The 20,852-nt window shown below is 46.9% G+C and carries 21 protein-coding genes and 2 pseudogenes; 17 read left to right on the top strand and 6 right to left on the bottom strand.

Going from position 1 to position 20,852, the window contains the following annotated elements; all coding sequences use genetic code 11:
- The first annotated feature begins 20 nt into the window (after window positions 1-20).
- Window positions 21-290, top strand: a complete 270-nt coding sequence (locus EI981_RS16430; RefSeq protein ID WP_126999924.1) for an HPr family phosphocarrier protein — start codon at window positions 21-23, stop codon at window positions 288-290.
- Window positions 290-2,053 (top strand): phosphoenolpyruvate--protein phosphotransferase, encoded by a 1,764-nt coding sequence (gene ptsP, locus EI981_RS16425; protein ID WP_126999922.1) that lies wholly within the window; start codon window positions 290-292, stop codon window positions 2,051-2,053. Before EI981_RS16430 ends, ptsP begins: the two co-directional genes overlap by 1 nt.
- Here the strand turns inward: ptsP and EI981_RS16420 are convergent.
- Window positions 2,047-3,055, bottom strand: a pseudogene (locus EI981_RS16420) (IS3 family transposase); the annotation flags it as partial. The gene ptsP and the pseudogene EI981_RS16420 overlap by 7 nt on opposite strands.
- 237 nt (window positions 3,056-3,292) lie before the next feature.
- Window positions 3,293-3,886: a restriction endonuclease gene (locus EI981_RS16410; protein ID WP_126999916.1), complete on the bottom strand. Its 594-nt coding sequence runs from the start codon at window positions 3,884-3,886 to the stop codon at window positions 3,293-3,295.
- 469 nt (window positions 3,887-4,355) lie between these two features.
- Between EI981_RS16410 and EI981_RS16405 the strand changes: the two genes are divergently transcribed.
- From EI981_RS16405 to EI981_RS16375, 7 genes are read left to right on the top strand one after another with little or no spacing between them, the layout of a single operon-like run.
- Window positions 4,356-4,790 (top strand): GNAT family N-acetyltransferase, encoded by a 435-nt coding sequence (locus EI981_RS16405; protein WP_126999914.1) that lies wholly within the window; start codon window positions 4,356-4,358, stop codon window positions 4,788-4,790.
- A 15-nt stretch (window positions 4,791-4,805) separates the two neighbouring features.
- Entirely contained in the window at window positions 4,806-5,783 is a 978-nt protein-coding gene (locus tag EI981_RS16400; protein WP_193556379.1) for a glutathione S-transferase family protein, read from the top strand.
- Window positions 5,784-5,816: 33 nt separating this feature from the next.
- Complete coding sequence (locus EI981_RS16395; protein WP_126999910.1) at window positions 5,817-6,824, top strand: glutathione S-transferase C-terminal domain-containing protein; 1,008 nt, start codon at window positions 5,817-5,819, stop codon at window positions 6,822-6,824.
- Window positions 6,825-6,845: 21 nt separating this feature from the next.
- Window positions 6,846-7,703: a transporter substrate-binding domain-containing protein gene (locus EI981_RS16390; protein WP_126999908.1), complete on the top strand. Its 858-nt coding sequence runs from the start codon at window positions 6,846-6,848 to the stop codon at window positions 7,701-7,703.
- A 14-nt stretch (window positions 7,704-7,717) separates the two neighbouring features.
- Window positions 7,718-8,458, top strand: a complete 741-nt coding sequence (locus EI981_RS16385; protein WP_126999906.1) for an amino acid ABC transporter permease — start codon at window positions 7,718-7,720, stop codon at window positions 8,456-8,458.
- The gene (locus EI981_RS16380; protein WP_126999904.1) at window positions 8,451-9,209 is read left to right on the top strand and encodes an amino acid ABC transporter ATP-binding protein; all 759 of its coding nucleotides are present in this window, start codon (window positions 8,451-8,453) and stop codon (window positions 9,207-9,209) included. The genes EI981_RS16385 and EI981_RS16380 overlap by 8 nt, the downstream gene beginning before the upstream one ends.
- Before the next feature lie 14 nt (window positions 9,210-9,223).
- Entirely contained in the window at window positions 9,224-9,649 is a 426-nt protein-coding gene (locus EI981_RS16375) for a GNAT family N-acetyltransferase (protein ID WP_126999902.1), read from the top strand.
- A gap of 102 nt (window positions 9,650-9,751) precedes the next feature.
- Here the strand turns inward: EI981_RS16375 and EI981_RS16370 are convergent.
- Both EI981_RS16370 and EI981_RS16365 read right to left on the bottom strand, forming a co-directional pair.
- Window positions 9,752-10,038 (bottom strand): annotated as a pseudogene (locus EI981_RS16370) (NAD-dependent epimerase/dehydratase family protein); the annotation flags it as partial.
- Between the two features lie 24 nt (window positions 10,039-10,062).
- Window positions 10,063-11,001, bottom strand: a complete 939-nt coding sequence (locus EI981_RS16365) for an aldo/keto reductase family protein (protein ID WP_126999900.1) — start codon at window positions 10,999-11,001, stop codon at window positions 10,063-10,065.
- Window positions 11,002-11,165: 164 nt separating this feature from the next.
- Between EI981_RS16365 and EI981_RS16360 the strand changes: the two genes are divergently transcribed.
- From EI981_RS16360 to EI981_RS16350, 3 genes are all read left to right on the top strand, one after another.
- A complete protein-coding gene (locus EI981_RS16360; protein WP_068780984.1) occupies window positions 11,166-11,522 on the top strand; it encodes a winged helix-turn-helix transcriptional regulator in 357 nt (118 codons plus the stop codon).
- 53 nt (window positions 11,523-11,575) lie between these two features.
- Window positions 11,576-13,234 carry an AraC family transcriptional regulator gene (locus tag EI981_RS16355; protein ID WP_126999898.1) on the top strand — a complete coding sequence of 553 codons (1,659 nt, stop codon included), beginning with the start codon at window positions 11,576-11,578 and terminating at the stop codon, window positions 13,232-13,234.
- A 141-nt stretch (window positions 13,235-13,375) separates the two neighbouring features.
- Entirely contained in the window at window positions 13,376-14,347 is a 972-nt protein-coding gene (locus EI981_RS16350) for an iron-hydroxamate ABC transporter substrate-binding protein (protein WP_126999896.1), read from the top strand.
- Between the two features lie 152 nt (window positions 14,348-14,499).
- Here EI981_RS16350 and EI981_RS16345 read toward each other — a convergent pair whose 3' ends face one another.
- Window positions 14,500-15,396 (bottom strand): LysR family transcriptional regulator, encoded by an 897-nt coding sequence (locus tag EI981_RS16345; protein ID WP_227011465.1) that lies wholly within the window; start codon window positions 15,394-15,396, stop codon window positions 14,500-14,502.
- Between the two features lie 106 nt (window positions 15,397-15,502).
- Here EI981_RS16345 and EI981_RS16340 point away from each other — a divergent pair, with 106 nt between their 5' ends.
- The 5 genes from EI981_RS16340 (at window position 15,503) to EI981_RS16320 (ending at window position 19,692) form a co-directional block, all read left to right on the top strand.
- On the top strand, window positions 15,503-16,069 hold the full coding sequence (locus EI981_RS16340) for a chromate transporter (protein ID WP_126999894.1): 567 nt from the start codon (window positions 15,503-15,505) through the stop codon (window positions 16,067-16,069).
- Window positions 16,069-16,626: a chromate transporter gene (locus EI981_RS16335; RefSeq protein ID WP_126999892.1), complete on the top strand. Its 558-nt coding sequence runs from the start codon at window positions 16,069-16,071 to the stop codon at window positions 16,624-16,626. The genes EI981_RS16340 and EI981_RS16335 overlap by 1 nt, the downstream gene beginning before the upstream one ends.
- Before the next feature lie 689 nt (window positions 16,627-17,315).
- Window positions 17,316-17,837, top strand: coding sequence for a DUF6773 family protein (locus EI981_RS16330; protein ID WP_126999890.1), 522 nt, complete (start codon window positions 17,316-17,318; stop codon window positions 17,835-17,837).
- Window positions 17,838-17,857: 20 nt separating this feature from the next.
- Window positions 17,858-18,052, top strand: a complete 195-nt coding sequence (locus EI981_RS16325) for a helix-turn-helix transcriptional regulator (RefSeq protein WP_068780989.1) — start codon at window positions 17,858-17,860, stop codon at window positions 18,050-18,052.
- A gap of 218 nt (window positions 18,053-18,270) precedes the next feature.
- Complete coding sequence (locus EI981_RS16320; RefSeq protein WP_227011464.1) at window positions 18,271-19,692, top strand: erythromycin esterase family protein; 1,422 nt, start codon at window positions 18,271-18,273, stop codon at window positions 19,690-19,692.
- Window positions 19,693-19,771: 79 nt separating this feature from the next.
- On the opposite strand, the gene EI981_RS16315 is transcribed toward EI981_RS16320, so the two are convergent.
- Window positions 19,772-20,623, bottom strand: coding sequence for an AraC family transcriptional regulator (locus EI981_RS16315; RefSeq protein ID WP_162616199.1), 852 nt, complete (start codon window positions 20,621-20,623; stop codon window positions 19,772-19,774).
- Window positions 20,624-20,852 lie beyond the last annotated feature (229 nt).

Genomic DNA, 20,852 nt, shown 5'->3' with positions numbered 1-20,852 from the left:
ACAGGATGAGGAGGAAAGACATGTTCGCACAAACCGTTACCATACAGAATGAGCAGGGCTTTCATGTTCGTCCGGCTCAGCTCTTCTCAGAAAAAGCAGGAGCGTTTGAAGCAGAGGTGCGTCTAAAGACAGGCGAAGGATGCGCGGTGGATTGCAAAAGCATGCTGGAGCTGATGACACTCGGCATTGAACAAGGGGCCGTCGTGACCATCGAAGCCAGCGGGGATGGGGAACAAGAAGTTGTCAAGGCTTTGGTGCAGCTTATCGAAAGCAAGTTCGGTGAAGGGTGATGAAGAGACTGCACATACAAGGACTCGGTGTTTCGGAGGGAATCCGCATCGCAAAGGCACACATTTACAAGCCTGTACAGGCAGTTATAGGCGAGGGCGTGCGCTCGGAAGATTGTATCCCGGACAATCCTTCTGCTGTTGAAGCCGAGCTTCATAAGCTTCGGAAGGCTAAAACCGACTGCGTGGAGCAATTGGGAAAGCTGATCAAGAAAGCTAAGGAAGCCGTAGGCGAAGAGCAAGCCGGCATTCTGGCGGGACAACGGAAACTTCTGGATGATCCCGCCTTTTATCCGAAGATGGAAGCCAGGGTCAGAGAGCAGTTGGAGCCTGCGCCGCGGGCCGTTGCCGAAATAGTTCGCCAGGTTGTTTCCATGCTGGAAGGCATAAATAATAATTACATGAAGGAGCGCGCGGCGGATATTCGCGATATCGGCAGTCGTCTTCTTGCCTGTCTGTCACCCGGGCAAACCGGGGGACTGGCCGAAATCGAAGGTCCGGTGATACTGGTTGCGGATGATCTGGCGCCGTCGGATACGGTGCAGTTGGACCCTGCCCTTGTTATCGGCTTTATCACCCGTACCGGAGGAGCTACCTCGCATACCGCCATTCTTGCGCGTTCACTCGGTATTGCCGCTGTCGTCGGTGCCGGTGACGGCGTAGGCGGGATTGAGGACGGTGATACACTCGTCCTCGACGGGGCAGCCGGACTCTGCATCGTCCGGCCGGAAGAACCGGAAGCGGAGCGTTACCGGCTCCGCATGCGGCAGGAACTCGAGCGCAATCGCTCGCTCGAGGAGTACGCGGCACGCCCAGCCGTGACGGCTGACGGCACGCGTGTGGAGCTCGCGGCGAACATCGGCAGCGCCGCGGAGGCCGAGAACGCCGTCCGGCAGGGCGCGGACGGCGTGGGGTTGTTCCGCACGGAGTTCCTGTTCATGAACGCCCAGGCGATGCCGGGCGAGGAGGAACAGTTCCGTGCGTACCGGGAGGCGGCCCGGAGCATGGGGGGCCGCTCTGTGATCATCCGCACGATGGACATCGGCGGTGACAAGGAGCTTCCGTATCTGCAGCTGCCAAAGGAAATGAACCCCTTTCTGGGTTATCGAGCGATACGGATAGGGCTTGATCGCCAGGAGCTCCTGCGTACCCAACTGAGGGCGGTACTGCGGGCCAGCGCCTTCGGAACGGTGAAGGTGATGTTCCCGATGATCTCTGGCCTGCAAGAATGGAGGCAGGCTAAAGCCATCCTTACGGAAGTGCAGGCTGAGCTGAGCCAGGATGGCGTGTCGTATGACAAGAATATGGAGGTTGGCATCATGGTGGAGATTCCATCCACCGCTGTGTTGGCAGAAATGTTTGCGAGCGAGGTCGATTTCTTCAGCATCGGCACCAACGATCTCGTTCAGTACACGGTTGCAGCAGACCGAATGAATGAGCACGTCGCGCATCTGTACGATTATTTCCATCCGGCCGTGCTGCACTTGATCCATAGGGTTATTGAGGCTTCCCACGCAGTCGGCAAATGGACTGGCATGTGCGGCAGTATGGCAGGTGACCCCTTGGCTGCACCGCTCTTGCTCGGTCTGGGGCTTGACGAGTGGAGTTTGGAGGCAAGCCGTCTCGGCGGGATGAAGGAAAGACTCGCTAGCCTGGATCGTCAGGAATGCCGTGAGCTGGCAAAGCGCATTTTGTGCCTCGATACACCTCAAGCCGTTCGCCAGGCGCTGGAGGAATTTCTCAACACCCAGGGACCTTCGAGATAAAACGTTTCAGACTTTAGCGTGGAATGAAACGATTCAATGGGGGCATTATCACCGGGCGTTCCTTTACGGGACATGCTCATGGTAATGCCTTTTCCTTTTATTGCAGCCTGATAAGCCTGAGACGTGTATACGCTCCCTTGGTCGCTGTGAAGCAACATATTTGCCTGATCTGGAAGTTGATTCAGTGTATTCAAAACTAAAGACGTATCTTGCTTGTCCGCTATACTGTAAGCTACAATTTCACCATTATACAGATCCAGAATACTTGAGAGATATAACATTTTGCCTCCAAACGGTAAATAAGTGATGTCCGTGATTAGCTTTTGCAAGGGCGCCTCTGTATGGAATTGCCGCTGAAGCAAGTTGTCTGCTGAATGTGCAGGTTGTCCGATGCTCTTTCGTTTTTTCGTCCTCACGCGGCATTGCAGCCCTTCACGTTGCATAATCCGCTGAACTCGTTTGTGATTCAAGTTCTCCTCTGCCCGAAGGAGTGCAGTAATTTTTCGGTAACCATAACGGAATTTATGACGGACGCAAAGCTCTCGGATTTTCTCCACGGTTATATCTGTATATTCTTCCTTCACGACTGCTTTCCAGCGATAATAGGTAGCTCTTGCGATCCCAAGCCACGCACAAGCCTTAGATACCGTTACTTCTTCTCGATTGGACTCGATCTAGGCAATGACGACCTTTGGCTCCACCTCTTTCCCAATTCCTTGTACTTTTTTAGCAATTCCAATTGCTGTCTCAGAAATCGGTTTTCTGCTTTTACCTTTAGAGCTCCGAAGAGTATTCTGGACCTTTTCCATAGCTGTATTGTTTACCCACGGGCTGCTCCAAACGGTGTACTTCGCCCTTCCGATACCATCTCATCCATGTCTTTAGCTGTGTCATATTCCATATTCCCAGATGTTCCATAACTTCTCTGACCGGAACTACTGCCAGTCTCATTTCTATGGCTTTCATCTTTATTTCTATTGGATAACTCACTCTAGTTGCCAACGCAAAAACACCTCCAAGGTTATCTCCATATCTTACGACATGGTTTGATTCTCTTGAAGGTGTTTTGAGTTGTTTCACGTTATTGACCTTTAGAGCAGAAAACACGATGTTCCCCCTTTTAATGGACACTATCTCTTAGAGGCTGACAACGATCGTCAACAGAGGATTTTATTACGTTAGTGGTCATTTATGTCCGTTGCTATGAACGTTGTCCGTTACAGCCGATCGCCCCGGTGTTTATGTAGCTTTCTTCACTTTTGGCTTCCAAGGAGACTCCTGTAGTTCGGCAGGCTCCTCAATGATTGCGATCGCCTCATCAAACCGGCGGCTTTTGAATAAATGAATGATATCCTCAAGGTCCTCTCTGTCCAGCAGCTTGACACCGTTCACTGCGGCAAGAGTACGGGAACCCTCGGTATAGCGACCTGATGTCAGCACTAGGGCTCGATCCGCCTCGTAATACCGCATAGAAGCATAGATCTCTTGAACGGCACCCAGTCCAACCGGATTACTCTGCCCATAACGCTTGGCTTGCAGTACGTTCCTTCTTCCGTCAAGTCCTCTGAATACTAGGTCAGCTCCGAAATCACGGCTGCCTGTCGTCTGATAAACTTCATCATAGCCAAGCTCGTGGAACAAATGGAATAGGTATAGCTCAAATTCCGATCCGTCGGCCATAAGATCAATGTCCTTAAGCGTAATTTTACGCGGATTGGCTTCACGGCGGATACGACGTCGCCTGTTACTGACCAGACGAATGACGATCAGAATAAAGAGCAAAGCGAGGATCGCAGCGGTTAATATCGTTGTTGTATTCCAAGAAATTGGCATTGCGGCATACCTCACTATTCGAATGTATGTTCTTATTACTATACCAGACTGAGCTTAGTTACGGAAGACCTTGTCATTCCCCGCTTTCATTGCCTGTACATGACAAATAACTACACGGGAGAATCGAAGATAGGTTTAATCGAATCGCTTTTCCGGATATAGAAAGCCAGTGACATAGCCGCGGCCGAAGCATAGGAAGAGCAAGACAATGAAGGGAAGCAGCTCTGACATTCATGATATACCTGAAAATATTTAGAAATAAAACATAATCGACCGTCTGCAAGCTTATAGAGCTGTGGGACGGTCGTTTTTTTGCGTCTAGACTTCAAAAAATATTGTTGACAACAAATTACAATGCAGATAATATGATGAAAATACATATCCGAGTAATCGGATAAGAAATATAAATTATATAAAAATACTGGATGTAAATGACTGAAGAATTGGCGGCAAAGAAAGGGGGTAAAAGATGGCAGAGATCTACAGAGTGGATACAGTGTGGCAGCTCGCCGGAGTCTATGAAGTACGAACGAAGACTTTCGTGAACGGGCAAGGAATACCTAAAGAACTCGAATTCGATGAAACGTATGGTCAGGCGTACTGTTATATTTTGCTTGAGCAGGACCACACAGCTGTTGCTACGGCCCGCATTAATACGAATCACGCTGACTACGCCAAGATCGAAAGAGTCGCCGTCATCCCGGAATTTCAGAATAAAGGTTATGGAAGGCTCGTGATTGAAGCGGCTGAGAATTGGATCAGAGAGCTTGGATTTAGCAAAATCGTGATTACAAGTCAGCAACAAGCGGTGGGGTTCTATGAAAGCTTGGGCTATATTGCTAGACCTGAAATTAAGTTGGAGTCTACGATCCCGATCGTCTACACCGACAAACAATTTGATTGAAAAGAGGAGATCCATATGTCAGAGAAGACTACAGCACTAGACACACGCATTGCCAATCATGAAATCGCCAACGAAATTACTAAGGAGGGTGCTTTCAATCGCCAAAATAACCGCTTCACTACAACTTTTGGCAGTCAGCCGGGGGAACTGCCAGTGGAAGTGGGACGCTATCGTCTGCTGTGGGCAAGAATTTGCCCCTGGGCGCACCGTGCCGTCATTGTACGAGAATTGCTAGGCTTGCAGGATGTAATTAGCCTTGGTACAACAAGTCCGGTTCGGACTAAGAACGGTTGGGAATTCTCTCTGGACGAAGGTGGAGTTGATCCGGTACTGGGAATTCGCTATTTGCCTGAGATCTATGCCGAGACTGATCCGGAATATACGGGAAGAGCAACCGTTCCGACAGTCGTGGATGTGACGACGAGAAAGGTAGTCAACAATGATTATTTCCGGCTGACGAACTATTTTGAGACAGCATTTAAGCCGTTCCATAAAGAAGGTGCTCTGGATCTATATCCAGCCGAATTAAGAGCAGAGATCGACGAATTTAACGACATATTATTTCACGACGTGAACAACGGGGTCTACAAAGCAGGATTTGCACAGTCGCAGGCGGCTTATGAGCAAGCCTATGATGCGTTATTCGCTAGATTAGACCAATTGGAGGACAGATTGTCGAGGAGCAGATATTTATTTGGTGATCGGATTACGGATTCCGATGTCCGTTTTTATGTCACTCTAGTTCGATTTGATGCCGCCTATTATTCCGTATTCAGAACCAATCGCAATCGGATTATCGATTTTCCGAACATATGGAACTATGCCAAGGATTTATACCAAACGCCGGGCTTCGGGGACACAACGGATTTTGATGCGATCAAGAGAGGCTACCAGCTTGGCAATCATGCAGACAATCCTTATCAGATTCTGGCCAAAGGCCCGGATTTATCGGTCTGGAACAAGGCTCATGACAGAGCAGAGAAGTTCAAATAAGACGAGCAAATAATAGATTTGGAGGGAGAACAAATGAGCCAAGGAGCAGATGTACGAGTCAGACCTAAAGAGACCGAACATGAAATCGATGAAAAGGGTTATTTTGTACGGCAGAAGAATCGATTTACGACGCCGTTTGGAGACGGGGAAGGGAGGCTGCCTGTTGAAGCCGGGCGTTATCGGCTGATCTGGGCGAAGGGCTGCCATTGGTCCAACCGGGCCTCGATCGTTAGGGAGCTGTTAGGACTGGAGGAAGCCATTAGCATTAATCTGGTTGGCCGCGGGCAGCATGAGCAGAATCTGGGCTGGGAATTTATCTATGACGAGAACAATACAGACCCCGTGCTAGGTGTGCAGTTTCTGAGCGAATTGTATGCGAACAGCGACCCGAATTACCAAGGCCGTCCAACTGTACCTGCAGTCATCGATATTACCACCAAGCAAGTCGTGAATAATGATTACGTCTGGCTGACGAATTATTTGGAGAATGAATTCGCTCCTTTTCACAAAGAAGGCGCTCCTGATTTGTATCCCGCTCTGCTTAGGGCGGAGATCGACAAGTACAATGACTTCTTGTTCGATAACGTCAACAACGGTGTGTACAAAGCGATGTTTGGTCAATCGATAGAAGCCTATAATGACGCATTCGAGCATCTCTACGCAGCCCTTGATTCTATTGAGGAACGGCTGGAGACGAATCGCTTCCTGTTCGGAGATTATGTGACGGATTCCGATGTGCGGCTCTTTGTAACTCTGGCTCGCTTCGATACCTATTATTTCAAGAATCTTGGCCCAATTCGTAATCGAATCGTAGATTTCAACAATATTTGGGGGTATGCACGTGATTTATACGAGATTCCTGCTTTCAAGAATAATACTTATCTACGGGATTTAGCCAAATCAAATGGCAATAAAGATACGATCTTTATCGATTATAATACGCGGTTCTGGAATCAGATTGACTATGAAGGGCTCTGGTCACAGCCGCATAACCGCAAAGAAAAAAGCTCCGATCCGGAGAACAAATTCAAAATTGTTTAGGGCAAATAGGGGGAAACGTAGATGGCGACATGGAGAAAATGGGGATTAAGTTTGGCGGCGATAGTTCTACTCTTGGGGCTCGTAGCTTGCGGCAAAGGGAACTCATCCTCCAATGATGGGGGGAGCAATGCTGCCGGTAAAGATCAAATTACTGTAAATATTGCGACAGGCGGTTCACCAAGACCGTTCTCTTATGTAAATGACAACAATGAGATTGATGGGTACGATATTCAGATTGTCAAAGCGATCTTCGAAGGCTTGCCGCAGTACAAAATTAACATTGAGAAGACGGAGTTCCCGTCGATCTTCGCGGGACTGGACTCGGACCGCTATCAAATTGGCGCCAATAACTTCGCCAGCAATGCAGAAAGGAAAGAGAAATACATTTATTCCGATCCGATCTTCAAAAATCAATTCGTGATCGCTGTTGCGGAGAACCGTGATGATATTAAGACCTTCGCGGATCTGGAGGGTAAGAAGACGACGGTAAGCCCAAGCGTGAATTACACCGTCGCCCTAGAAAATTATAACAAGGATCATGCAAAAACACCGGTGATCCTGAATTATTCTGAAGCTGAGCTGGTCACTGTCTTGCAGAACGCGGAGAGCGGGGCGGATGATTTCAACTTGATAGATGCCGCCATGCTGCAGCTCTATATTAAGGAATATGGCTTGAAGCTGAAGGCTATTCCGCTCTCGCAGGAGGACTCAGACCGAATCGGTGTGCCATACAGTTACCTGATTCTAAGCAAAGGGAAGAACAGCGAGCAATTAACGAAGGATGTCAACGAGCGGATCAAGGCCTTGATTCAAGATGGAACGATTTCGAAAATTAGTGAAAAATACCTGAACGGTGACTTTGCACCAGATGTACAATAGGGGATGCTTGCCTTATGCCGAACATATTTGACGTTGAGCTAGTATTTACGCTCATCCCCAAGCTGCTGAAGTATTTGCCGGTTACGATCGAGTTGACCGCGATAGCAATGCTAGCAGGACTCCTGCTTGGACTCCTGCTGGCCATTATCCGAATCAAGAAGATTCCGGTACTGTACCAGATAAGCGTCGTATTTATCTCTTTTATCCGCGGGACGCCGATTCTGGTGCAATTATACTTGTCGTATGCGGGGATTCCGCTGCTGCTGAAATATTATAATTTCTATCATGACACGAGCTATAACGTGAATTCGATTCCTTCGATCTTCTATGTGCTGCTGGCCTTATCCTTAAATGAAGCTGCATATAATTCAGAAATTATCCGTGCTGCGCTGCTATCGGTAGACAAAGGGCAGATCGAAGCGGCCCACTCCTTAGGGATGACCTATGGCCAGGTATTGAGGCGGATCATTCTACCTGAAGCCTTTATCGTGGCGCTTCCGACACTCGGTAACGCGTTGATTGGCCTGATGAAGGGTACTTCTCTGGCATTTGTCTGCTCCGTTGTGGAGATCACCGCGCAGTCCAGAATTCTAGCCGGGAATAACTTGAGATTCTTCGAATCCTACTGTGCCCTGGCCTTAATCTATTGGGGCATGACGATTCTGATCGAACGGGCGATCGCGCTTCTGGAGAGACGGCTGGATATCGATTTCAAGAGTTTGAGGAAGCGGAAGGGAGAGGTCATCCTTGATTGAGATCCGTGGATTAACGAAGTCTTTTCATGGAAATACCGTCCTAGATCAGATCGATCTGACGATTCAGAGAGGCGATGTCGTTGCGGTCATAGGTTCTTCTGGCGCGGGGAAATCCACCCTGCTGAGATCGATTAATCTGCTTGAGACGCCCGACGCGGGGACGATCAAGATTGATGAACTTCGCGTAGATACAGCTAGGAAGACGAAGAAGGAAGTACTGGAACTACGGAAGAGCACGGCGATGGTGTTCCAGCAGTTCAATCTGTTCCGTCAGAAGACGGCTCTGGAGAATGTGATGGAAGGCCTTATTGTCGTCAAGAAGATAGCGAAGGAGGAAGCGCGAAAAAAAGCGGAGTCTCAGTTGGCTAAGGTTGGCTTGACCGAGAGAGTTCATCATTATCCTAAACAGCTCTCCGGCGGCCAGCAGCAGCGTGTAGCTATCGCCAGGGCTCTGGCGATGCAGCCGAAGATTCTACTGTTCGATGAACCGACCTCGGCGCTTGATCCTGAGCTGGTCGGAGAAGTTCTTGATACGATCAAGCAGGCGGCGGAAGAAGGGAACACGATGCTGATCGTATCTCACGAGATGAACTTTGTGCGCAAGGTCGCTACACGGGTGCTGTTCCTCGATCAAGGCTTGATCGTAGAGGACGGTACGCCGCAGGAGGTATTCTCCCACCCGAAATCGGAGAGGACAAAGCAATTCCTGGCGAACTATTACCGGGATCAAGAGCCAGAATTTGCGATATAAAAGAGAGGGTTCCTATGGCATATACTTTTCAGAAGAACCGAGAAAATATAGACTGGGTACAAGTAACGAATATTTTGAACGGCTTCGGTCTGACGGATTTCACACCAGAACAGACTCGAACCGCGTTCGAGAACAGTGCGGTGAACGTATTCATCCTGGACGGAAGCAAGGTGGTCGGCTGCGGCAGAGCGTTGTCTGACGGTATCTCCCAGGCAGCGATATACAATATTGCTGTGGAGGAATCCTATCATCATCAAGGGCTGGGCAAGAAGATTATCTCGCTGATTTTGGAGGAAACCTCTAGCTGCAATGTCGTGCTCTACACGCATCCGAATACGGTATCATGGTACGAACAGCAGGGCTTCCGAAGAATGAAGACGGGCATGGCCCTGTACCATCCTTCGAGTATAGAGGAATTAATCAGAATGGATTTTATCTAGTAACGCTAGAGGGTCCCTTTCATATACAGAGAAAAGCCGCCCCCTTAAGCAATTAGCTTGCTTCGGGGGCGGCTTTGATTATGACTCGATAAGTCGTTCAGCAGCAGCCTCCAGCACGTTATAAGTCGACATGACGTTGTTGCGGAATGTAACATCTGGCGTACGAATATTCATTGCCGGGTCGCGGCCAGATGAACGACCGCATCGGCGCCGTTCAGCACACTATAGATCTCGCCGAGATTCTCCAGATCGGCGGTGAGCGTCGGGCACAGTGCTTCCTCCGGAGGACGTGTGTCGACGTTCAATACCTCATATCCTTGCTCCACGAAATGACGTACAACCCAGCGTCCGAGCATGCCGCTTCCGCCTGTAACGACTACCTTTTTCATATATGAATTCTCCTTGTAAGAGGATTACTTCAAGATCTCTTCAATGCGGTTCAGAACGTCTTCACTCAGCTCGATACCGGATGCTTTGGCATTCTCGGTTACTTGCTCAGGACGGCTTGCACCGACAAGCGCGCTTGCTACATTGCTCTGACGCAGAATCCAAGCCAGCGCAAGGTTGCCTACGGAGATGCCTAGCTCTGCAGCGATGCCTTCAAGCTGCTTCACCTTGGCGATCTTCTCTTCGGTGATGCCCTTGCGAACCCAATCGAGCTTAGCTGCACGGCTGTCTTCAGGAATGTCGGAAGCCGATGTATATTTACCAGTCAGCAGGCCTTGTGCCAGCGGCGAGAATACGACCTGACCGATACCATGACGTTCACTGAGCGGGATAATCTCTTTCTCTATATAGCGCTCGAACATATTGTAGATCGGTTGGTTTACAACGATGCGATCTAGCAAGTGTTGGTCTGCTACGCCAAGCGCCTCAGCAATTTGCGAAGCCTGCCATTCACTTACGCCGACATACAGCACTTTGCCCTGACGGACAAGATCGTCGATGGCACGAAGAGTCTCATACAGTGGTGTTTCCGGATCATGACGATGGCAATAGAAAATATCGACATAATCATGGCCGAGCCGTTTCAAGCTGGCATTTGCCTGCTCGATCACATGCTTGCGGGACAAGCCTCGGTCATTTGGTCCGTCGCCCATAGGCCAGAAAGCCTTGGTAGCCAGAACATAAGATTCGCGAGGATACTCTTTAAGCGCTTTCCCAACGAGTTCTTCGGCAGCGCCTCTCTCGTATACATTGGCCGTATCAAAGAAGTTTATGCCGAGATCGTATGCTGTTTTAATAGAGTTCACCGCATTTTCGCGTTCAACATAACCGCCATATGTAAGCCAACTTCCCAAGCTGATCTCACTGACTTTCAGACCAGTTCCACCTAATCTTCTGTATTTCATTGCAAAGGCCTCCTTTTTTAAACACTCATTTTTAGTAAATATTCCAACACTTCTCATTCTATAGAATTTCATATACAATTTGAAGAAGTGAAATGTTTTTCACTTAATTATATCAGCTATAGATACTATAAAATGTATAGTTAATATATTAGGAAGGTGAGACGGTGACCACAACAAAAAGCACGGCCAAAAAAGCAAGCAGCTATATTCCAAAGACACCGGAGCATATCGAGTGCAATATCGAAAAAACATTGGATGTGTTAGGGGGGAAATGGGCCTTCCTTGTTATTCGTGAGCTGTTCTGTGGTACTCTTCGATTCGGCGAGCTACAGCGTAAGATTCCAAGTGTCAGCCCGCGGGCATTGACCAGTACATTGCGGCATTTGGAGGAGCAGGGAGTCCTGGAACGGAAAGTCTATCCGACGGTTCCCGTGACTGTAGAATATTCGTTGACTCCGAAGGGACAAGATCTTCATGTGATTTGCCATGAGATGAAGTTATGGGCAGCTCGCTGGACCTGATGGATGAATCTAATCTGATGTCGTTGTATTTTTATCATAATGGAGGCCTTGGAGTGGATAAAGTAGTTCCAGAGTGGGTAGAGTCCCGCTTCCCATTATATGCTGTCAGCAGTATTCATTCGCTATATTGCACTTCAAATCTGTCGGAGCATAAGATCGTTGATGAGCTGACCGTGCTGGTTGCTATTGCGGCAGGGAAGGGGACGCTGTGCATCGATGATCAGGCGTATAAGCTGGAGGAAGGAAGTATTATTCTCCTGCCAGCGCACTCTGATGCTGTTCTCGTTGCAGAGCTGCCGCACCCGCTCCATGCATACAAGCTGGCGATTCGAGGAATCAAGCAGAATTCGGGTTCGGCTGCAGTAGCAATGATGCGAAACAGCGAGATTGCTTCCAATACGGCTGTACATATCTATGAGGATGAACCGGGCATCGTTGCTGACTTAGAAGAACTGTACACGCATCGTCTGCCCGTAAGTGAGATACGTCATGTGCAGAATCAGATTATTTTCCATCAATTAATTCATCGGTTATTAGAGCGTCAGAATGCTGGGCTGGAGAACGACGAGCAACCATCGATGGAGCGGAGCATTGTTTATCTCGAACACCACTTTACGGAGAAAATAAAGCGAGAACAACTGGCCAAGGCGGCGGGTGTTAGCACCTCTCATTTTTCGGTTCTGTTCAAGCAGCACACAGGCTTCTCACCGAGTGAGTATTTGTCGCGACTGCGTGTGCACCGGGCGAAGGAGTTGTTAATCAACGGATCTAGTACACTCCGGGAAATCGCACTTAAGGTAGGCTATAAAGATGAATTCTACCTTAGCCGTCGCTTTAAGCAGCATACGGGCATTTCGCCTTCCGATTTTACTAAGGGCGGAGTTCAACAGGTTGCTGTGCTGCTCGCTCCATATGCCAGCCATTTGTTGCTGCTGGGACTTGCGCCGACCGTGACGATTACGGAGACTAGTGAATATGTCCATACTGTTGAATTACATCCACAGATGATGAACTTCATTGATATTCGTAGTTCTGCCGAGCAGATGAAGACGGTGTTAATAAGCCACCATGTTGAGCTGATCATTGCAGCAACGGAGCATCTTCGGGAGTATGGGCTTAACGCTGAGCAATTGCGTGTGGTTGCCCCAGTTGTTGAGATAGCCTGGATGGAGATGGGATGGAAGGAGCATTTCCGATTGATTGCCAGGGCGGTTCAGCGAAGCGAACGGGCAGAGCAGTGGCTTGCCGAGTTCGAGCAGGAGGAGCAGTTAGCGAGGGAGCAAATCAAGAACGGCTCAGCTGGTGAAGAGATCATTTCGATCTTTGTTATTAAACCTGAAGGAGTGTTCGTCTATGGTGCGCGTAATGTCGGTTACGTCTTCTATCGATCATTAGACTTACGGCCACCGGCGCTTATTGAAGCGGAGATTCGCAAGCATGGAGATCAATTTCACTCCATTCCCGTTGAACTATCTGAATTGGAACTATATGCGGGTTCGGGTTCGCGTATTCTGGTCATTGTGTATCCTGATGAGAAGGGGAACACCGTCCATTCTGAGCGGATCTTTGAGTCTTCCTACTGGAGCAGCCTGCCTGCCGTTAAGCAGAAGAGAGTGGACGTACTCAATGTGGATGATTGGGTACCATACAACCCGGTATCGGTGCGTCTTCAACTTCAACGTGCGGTCGATTTATTGACAAGCTATCAATAGTGCAAGCTACTTTTCCAACAAAAAGGCATGGTTCGACGGTGGACGTCTCCATATAATAAACCTATGTAATTGAGAATGATTTTCATAATCATAGATTGAATCATTCATCACATAGTATTCATTAAAGGGGAGAGTCATCATATGAAGAAGCTGTTTATTCCGATTGCCCTTGTGCTGGTCCTTGCACTTAGCGCTTGTGGCGGGAAGCAGGCGAACGATACCGGCAATAAAGGAAATCAAGCGGAGACACCAGCTACGAATGCAACGAATGGTGCGAATGAAGCGAGCGGAGAATCCGGCACATTTACTTACCAATCTGAAAATGGCCCTGTCGAGGTTCCGAAGAATCCGCAGCGGGTCGTCGTGATCACAAGACTTCTAACAGGCAATGTGATGTTGCTCGGCGTACCTCTGGTTGGTGTGGATGAAATGTCCAAAGAGAACCCGAATTTTAAAGATAAGTTGAAGGATGTAGAGACGGTTAGCGATGAGAGCCTGGAGAAAATTATTGAACTGAATCCGGATCTGATCATCGGGGAGTCTAATATTCAGAATATTGATAAATTGAAGCAAATCGCACCAACGGTGACTTATACTTACGGCAAGCTGGATTATCTTGCCCAGGAGCTTGAAATGGGTAAGCTGTTGAACAAGGAGAAGGAAGCCCAAGCATGGGTCGATGATTTCCAAGCTCGGACGAAGAAGGCCGGCGAAGAGATCAAAGCCAAGATCGGCGAGAATGCAACTGTGTCAGTCATAGAGACATTCAATAAGCAGCTCTATGTCTATGGCGATAACTTTGGCCGCGGTACAGAGATCCTCTATCAAGCGTTTGGTCTCTCTATGACAGAGAAGGTCAAGGAAGCTACAGAGAAGGATGGTTACTTGGCCCTCTCGACGGAAGTGCTCAAGGACTATCTTGGCGACTACGTTATTTTCAGCAAAAACTCGGATGAGGACAACTCATTCCAAAACACAGAAACCTATAAGAACCTCCCAGCAGTCAAGAACAACCACGTCTATGAAGCCGACGCCAAAGCGTTCTACTTCAACGACCCGCTCAGCATGGAGTACCAACTGGACTTCTTCATCAAGAGCTTTCTTGGGGAGTAAATAACAGAGAGAAACTCACGTCTATGTGACGTGGGTTTTTCTGTTTTTTGGCTGGGCACGAGGCAGTTACACTAGAGGCATCTTATGAAAGTTGATAGCATTGCGAAATCGTGATCTGGTGTAATTAAAACGGGTAATTCCAAATTAGTATCTCATGCGTTTTGAGCCCCTAAAGACATTGTTGATTCTATATACGAAAGAAGGGTCCTCAACGGAGATGTCAGATATTTATCTCGATGGTGAACTGCAATCAATTCATTATTCAACACAAGCTCTTGAACAGAAATTGAAATCAATTTCCCCTGTGATAGAGACTCACTTACAAGAACATCCGGCAAAATCGTTATGCCTAATCCGGCCTTGGCAGCTTCTATTAATGCTAGGGAATTTACGCTTGTCCAGACGGGTTGTACAGTATGCCCGGACAAATAGAGAACGCTGTCTAAAGTATCGCGGATCGCACTACCTTTTTCACGCAGTAATAGTTTTTCAGAGCAAAATTCTTGCAGAGTCAACTCCTTGTTCGTGCTGGGATAGTCAGGAGCGCACACAATATTTAATGGATAGGAAGCAAGAGGTGTACATTTAAAAGGCCCTTGGGGAGCCGTACCTTCAACCAAAGCAATGTCAGCTTTGCCGTTCCGCAAGATTTCAATCGCATTTGCCGCACTAACCACATCAACATGGATTGGTATATCAGGCCAATCTTTTTGAAAGGCTGTCAATATTTTGGGTAACCAGAATGCTGCAATTGTAATACTGGAAACAATGTGAAGGGGTGCTCGATGTTCCAGACCGTTGATACGTGATTCTAGAGCCTCGCACGAAGATAGGATCGGAATGATTTCCTCCAGCAAAAGTCCGCCGCTTCTTGTAAGCTGCACGCTTTTAGATAGTCGGTCAAATAAGGCTGTACCTGTCTTATCTTCCAACTCTCGTATGGCATGGGAAACCGCTGATTGCGTGATATATAGCTTTTCCGCAGCCCTTGTAAAGTTTCCCGTTTCCGCTACTGTCCGCAAGATTTCAAAATGTCGAAGCGTCATCATAGCTGCTTCTCCTCTCATGAGTTAAACTAATCGTTATCGCAAAATATTATCATTTTACTAATCGATTAACAACCTCCATAATAGCAGGATGACAGGAGGTGGTCAGATGATAAGCCAAAGAACCAAACTATATATCTGGCTTCTAGGCATCAATTTGTTTATCAGCACATTTACATTTGGAGGCGGGTATGTTGTTGTTCCAATGATAAGGAAGTATTTTGTATCTAGAAAAAAACTGTTCAGCGAAGCTGAGCTTGTCGATATGGCTGCAATTGCACAGTCTTCACCAGGGGCTATCGCAATCAACTTGTCAACTCTCGTAGGATTTCGGTTAGCGGGAATGGCTGGAGCTGTAATCAGTTGTATTGCTGCTGTCCTACCATCCTTCGTCATATTGATATTCATCTCTATGTTCTATGCTGATTTTTCGGCGAATCCATTAGTCATTTCAGTATTGAGAGGAATGCAGGCAGGTGTAGCCGCCCTTATCGTTGATTTCGTTGTTGATATGAGCATGTTGTTGATCAAGGAACGTTCTTTATTCCTTACTTTGTTGATCCCGACTGCATTTTTGGCAAATTTCATCTTTGAGATCAATGTGGCTATTATTCTTATAGCGAGCTGCTTCTTATGCTTTGTACGAGTGTGGCTTAACGAAAGGCGGCAGAAATAATGGGGGAATTATGGCAGCTGTTACTGGCCTTTTTACAGATCGGTTTGTTCAGCATCGGGGGTGGCTACGTAATCATTCCTTTCATTCAGGAACTGGCGGTTGAAAAATATGCCTGGATATCGCAGCAAGTTTTCACCGATATCATTACCATTTCGCAGATGACACCTGGTCCATTAGCTGTAAACACTTCTACGTTTGTAGGGCTACGGATAGCAGGGATACCTGGCGCAATGATTGCAACTTTCGGTTGCGTGATTTCAGGTGTCGGTATTTCTATTTTGCTGTATCGCTTTATCCAAAGATACAATAAATCTGTCTATGTATTTGAAACCTTAAATGTCTTGAGAGCAGTCTCGCTGGGGCTTATTATTTCTGCTGCTACAACAATATTGCTATTAACGTTACTTGGGATTTCAGAAATAAGCATGGCTGCCAAAGTGGATTGGATTGCCGTAGCTTTTTTTGCGGTATCTTTGTATGTATTAAGAAAATGGAAGATGAACCCGGTTCTTCTCATGGTTCTGACGGGAATTCTGGGGGGGATTGTAATTCAATAACATCCTACTGTTATAAGAAGGTACAAAAAAGCATCTTTTCGTCCGCAGTGCAGAAAACCGCTGATGCAAGCTTTATAGCTTAGCTCTAACGAAACTACATAACGCTATTGCCCTACATTTTGAGGTAAATAAATTCTAACGAAACTACATATCGCTATTCGGGTTAAATGCGGGCTTAAAGTCGCCAATTTGGCCAAATAACGATACCCTGTTTCGTTAGAGTTTTTAGTAGGCTTTTTTGGTGCAAATAGCGATACCACGTTTCGTTAGAATTGTTAGCGACGCTGTCAGGGGTCATGTATGAACAAAGCTTAACCATCGCGAATATGACAAACCCGAAAAGAGTCTTTCTTTATCTTTTTTTTAAAGATAAGGAGGACTCTCTTTGATTCACTTGTGTTCTATCATGGCGAGGAAAGCGGAACTAGACGAAGCCACGCGGCTGGGATTTCGAAATGTAGCGGTGGTCGTTGATCGGTCGATCGCCATGTTTGAATGATATGTTTCCATAGTTTTCCATCATCTATTTCGCCCTCATCATATTTCCCTACGCAATAGCTCAACGCACATATAATATGTCATTAAGAATAATATATAAAACCAAATGACATATATATATTGCAAAATGTCCGATATATCGTTATAATCAAAATCAGAAAGAGGAAATTATTATGAGGGTGGTATGGGATATGAGTTGGTTTAAGCGGAAGTCCGTGCAGGATGAGCGGATTGTGAATCTGAAAAATCAGATTGCGAAGGAAGCATGGATACTGACGTTGATTATCTGCAGTATATCGGTGATTGTGAAGACGTTCTTCTTCATGGAGAAACAGTCGGTATGGGTGGAACTTGCCATTCTTATCGTAACGGGGCTCTACTCTATGATACGGAGTGTCAGCTCAGGGGTATACTCTGATGAGGTAGAGGTACATGATCAGACGCATCGTTTCTCCGTGACCAAGAAGCAGCTCGTGACCGGCCTTGCTTCAGGCTTATTTCTAGCTTTGTTCTTTGGATTCCGCAGTGCATATCTTTTTGCGGATGGAGATGGCGCGCTCCAAGTGAAATACTTCCTTAGTGTCTTTGCCGCCAGTCTGATCATGTATATTCCTTTCTTTGTCATGCTGACAGCGGTTAGCCATCTTGTGATGAATAAGCTGAGTAAGCGCCGTTCAGCCAACGATCTTGATGATAGCGATCTTATTGAATAGGGGCGTGAAGGACAGACACCATGAAAAATTTAAAAATGAAAATGGCGCGAGTCGAGAAGGATCTGTCCCAAGATGAACTAGCGCAGATTGTGGGTGTGTCGAGACAGACGATAGGGCTGATAGAGCTTGGCAAATATAATCCATCTCTAAGCCTTTGTGTTTCTATATGCAAAGCACTAGGGCGTACACTGGACGATCTTTTTTGGGAAGGGTAGTTTGCTGAGTTAAGAGCAATGCTTCTAGGATATTTTCTGGCGTAACTGTTGCAACTAGAGTGATTAGGTGACTGGCGAGAATGGAGTGACTAACTGGCTATGTAACTAACGAGTATGGAAAATAGTGCTTTCTAAGAGCAAAGAGGATCTACGGTAATGGAGAAACAGAAGTACAGAGGACATTACATAAACGCAAGGGGATGATTCATATGATACAGATGAATAAACGTAAGGTAGCAGGGGTTATTGCAGCGACTGTATTAAGCACACAATTATGGGCAAGCGCAGTTCCGGTGTATGCACAAGAGACGAACCCTGTGGGTGAGGCCGTGTCGCAGCAGGTAGCACGGACTAACCAGGAGACGCTGGCTGATTGGGAAGCTTGGACCAAGGACCATGTTTATCGCTTGGAGACAATCAAGCCGGTGGAAGGAAAGATCGAGCCAGGAAGCTTCAAGGATCTTGAGATGCTTAAGCCGCTTCTTCACGATAAGCGGATTGTATTCCTCGGCGAGAGCTCGCATGGCGTAGCAGAGTTTAATCAGGCCAAGACAAGACTGATTCAGTATCTTCATGAAGAAATGGGTTATAATGTGCTAGCCTTCGAGAGTGGATTGAACAATGCTTCTATTGCTTACGGGAACGCAGGTAGTCAGAGCGCAGAACGGACGATGAAGGATTCAATCTTCGGCGTGTGGTGGAGCAAGGAGATTCTCCCATTGTTTGACTATTTAAAAGATACGCAGACGAGCGAGAATCCGCTTATGCTGACAGGCTTTGATATTCAGACACAATTTCCGCTCATGGATGGTAAGTGGCTTACAGATGCGAAACAGGCTGAACGATTGAAGCAGACGGAAGAGAAGCTTGCTGCCTATGCGGGAGGAACTGATCTGGAAGCGTATCAGAAAGATAAAAACCACTTGATGGGCGTCTACAATGGAGCTCTTCGTATACTTAAGGCGAAAGGTACTGAGGAGCACATCAAAGCTTTCTATCCGTCTAATCCCATGCTCATGAAGCAGCTGGAGCGGAGCCTTCAGGACCGCATTCGAGTAGCCGATGAATATATAGAAATATCTATTAAATCGAATCGCAGCTTAGAAGAAGGAGATTATGCTGGTTACGCCGAACATCTGCTGAAGTCGATGGAATGGCGGGATCAAGCGATGTTGGATAACTTGATCTGGCTTGCGACCGAAGTGTATCCGAACGAGAAATTTATCGTATGGGGGCATAACGATCATATTCAGAAGGCACATAGTGAAGTGATGGGAACCTATTATCCAGTGAAACAGATGGGGGAACTTCTGCCTGAAGAGTGGAAGAAATACAGCTATGTTCTGGGCTTGTATCCCGTGAGCGGACGGACGGCAGATAATACAGGTGCGATCCACGATGTTCTTCCATTGGAAGAGGGCTCTATCGAATCGATCGTGTCCAAAGCCAGCCAATCACCTTATACATTTATTGATCTTAAGTATCGCAATAATGAGCGCGGCAATTCATGGATGTTCGAACCAAGGTACACCTACAGCTGGGGTCGGATTCCAGAGAGTCTTGTCGCTAGAGATCAATATGACGGTCTGCTCTTGATCGATGATGTTCATCCGCCGCAATATATGCGTGGGAATAAATAAGAATTGTTCAGCCGCAAGCTGGCAAATAATGAAGTAGATCGCACACCTTAATAGGGGCGGTCTACTTCTTTAAGATTTATTAACTATAGTTCATCTTCCGATACTTTAACGGTGGAACACCTACGATGGACTTGAAGATGCGACCGAAGTGAGTTTGGCTTTCGAAGCCGACAAGCTCGGCGATTTCTGAGACAGTGAGTTTGCTACTTTTCAGCAGGGTGCAGGCTTCCTTCACCCGGACATTGTTGACGTATTCAATAAAGGTGAAACCGGTTGATTCCTTGAAGGTACGACTTAAATGGGACAGGCTTAGGTAGAACTTTTTTGAAATATCCTCTAATGTCAGGCGCTGATTATAGTTTTCATGAATATGATGAATAATTTGCGAGATTTGCCGATAGGTGCGGTTGGATTCGATAAAATAGTCGTTATGCCCGTTAACGAATTTCCGTTGAATGAAGATCAGCAGTTCCATCAGCATTAGTCTCACATAGAGCTCTGATGAAGCAGACTTATTCGTGGAGTTACTCGTATCTTCGCGGATTATTTTATCAAATAGATCTTCAACAAAATTTTGCTCATGACCCCGTAGCTTCACTGCATTCGAGTCAGAGCGGAAGTAGTTAAACAGATCAAGGTCTTCCGCTTCCGGCAACAGAGACTGAAGAGCTTCTTTCTTGAACAATAAGGTGACCCTCTCATACTCGGCCCCGTTGGAATTGATTAATCGATGCACCTCATTCATATTGATCAATAGAAGGACCCCACTAACAACCTGATAGGTACGGTCCCCGATGAAATAATACAGCTCACCAGAAATGATATACAAAATTTCATAAGCATCATGATAATGATGGGAAGGAATGCTGGAATGGATCTTTTTTTCACGGCTAATGTAGAATAGTTCTGATTCGTAAAAGTTTATTTCCATTTCCAATCCCTCCATATGTCTAAAGACGGAATGCGCTTACATTGATCATAGCATGCCAGAGTCTGGTTTGAATAACCTTTACACAATTTTACTTGCCAATGATCTTGAGCTTACATTCATGATGGATAATAAGAGATCGCAAGCGGTTCATGATTTTAGCAGAAAACGTTGAAAACCGAAGTTTTTGAGAAAATACGTAGAGAATGTTTGTGAGCGCTTACGCTATAGT

Source organism: Paenibacillus lutimineralis (genome assembly GCF_003991425.1).
Lineage (GTDB): Bacteria > Bacillota > Bacilli > Paenibacillales > Paenibacillaceae > Fontibacillus > Fontibacillus lutimineralis.
This window is presented reverse-complemented; position numbering and strand designations above follow the sequence as displayed.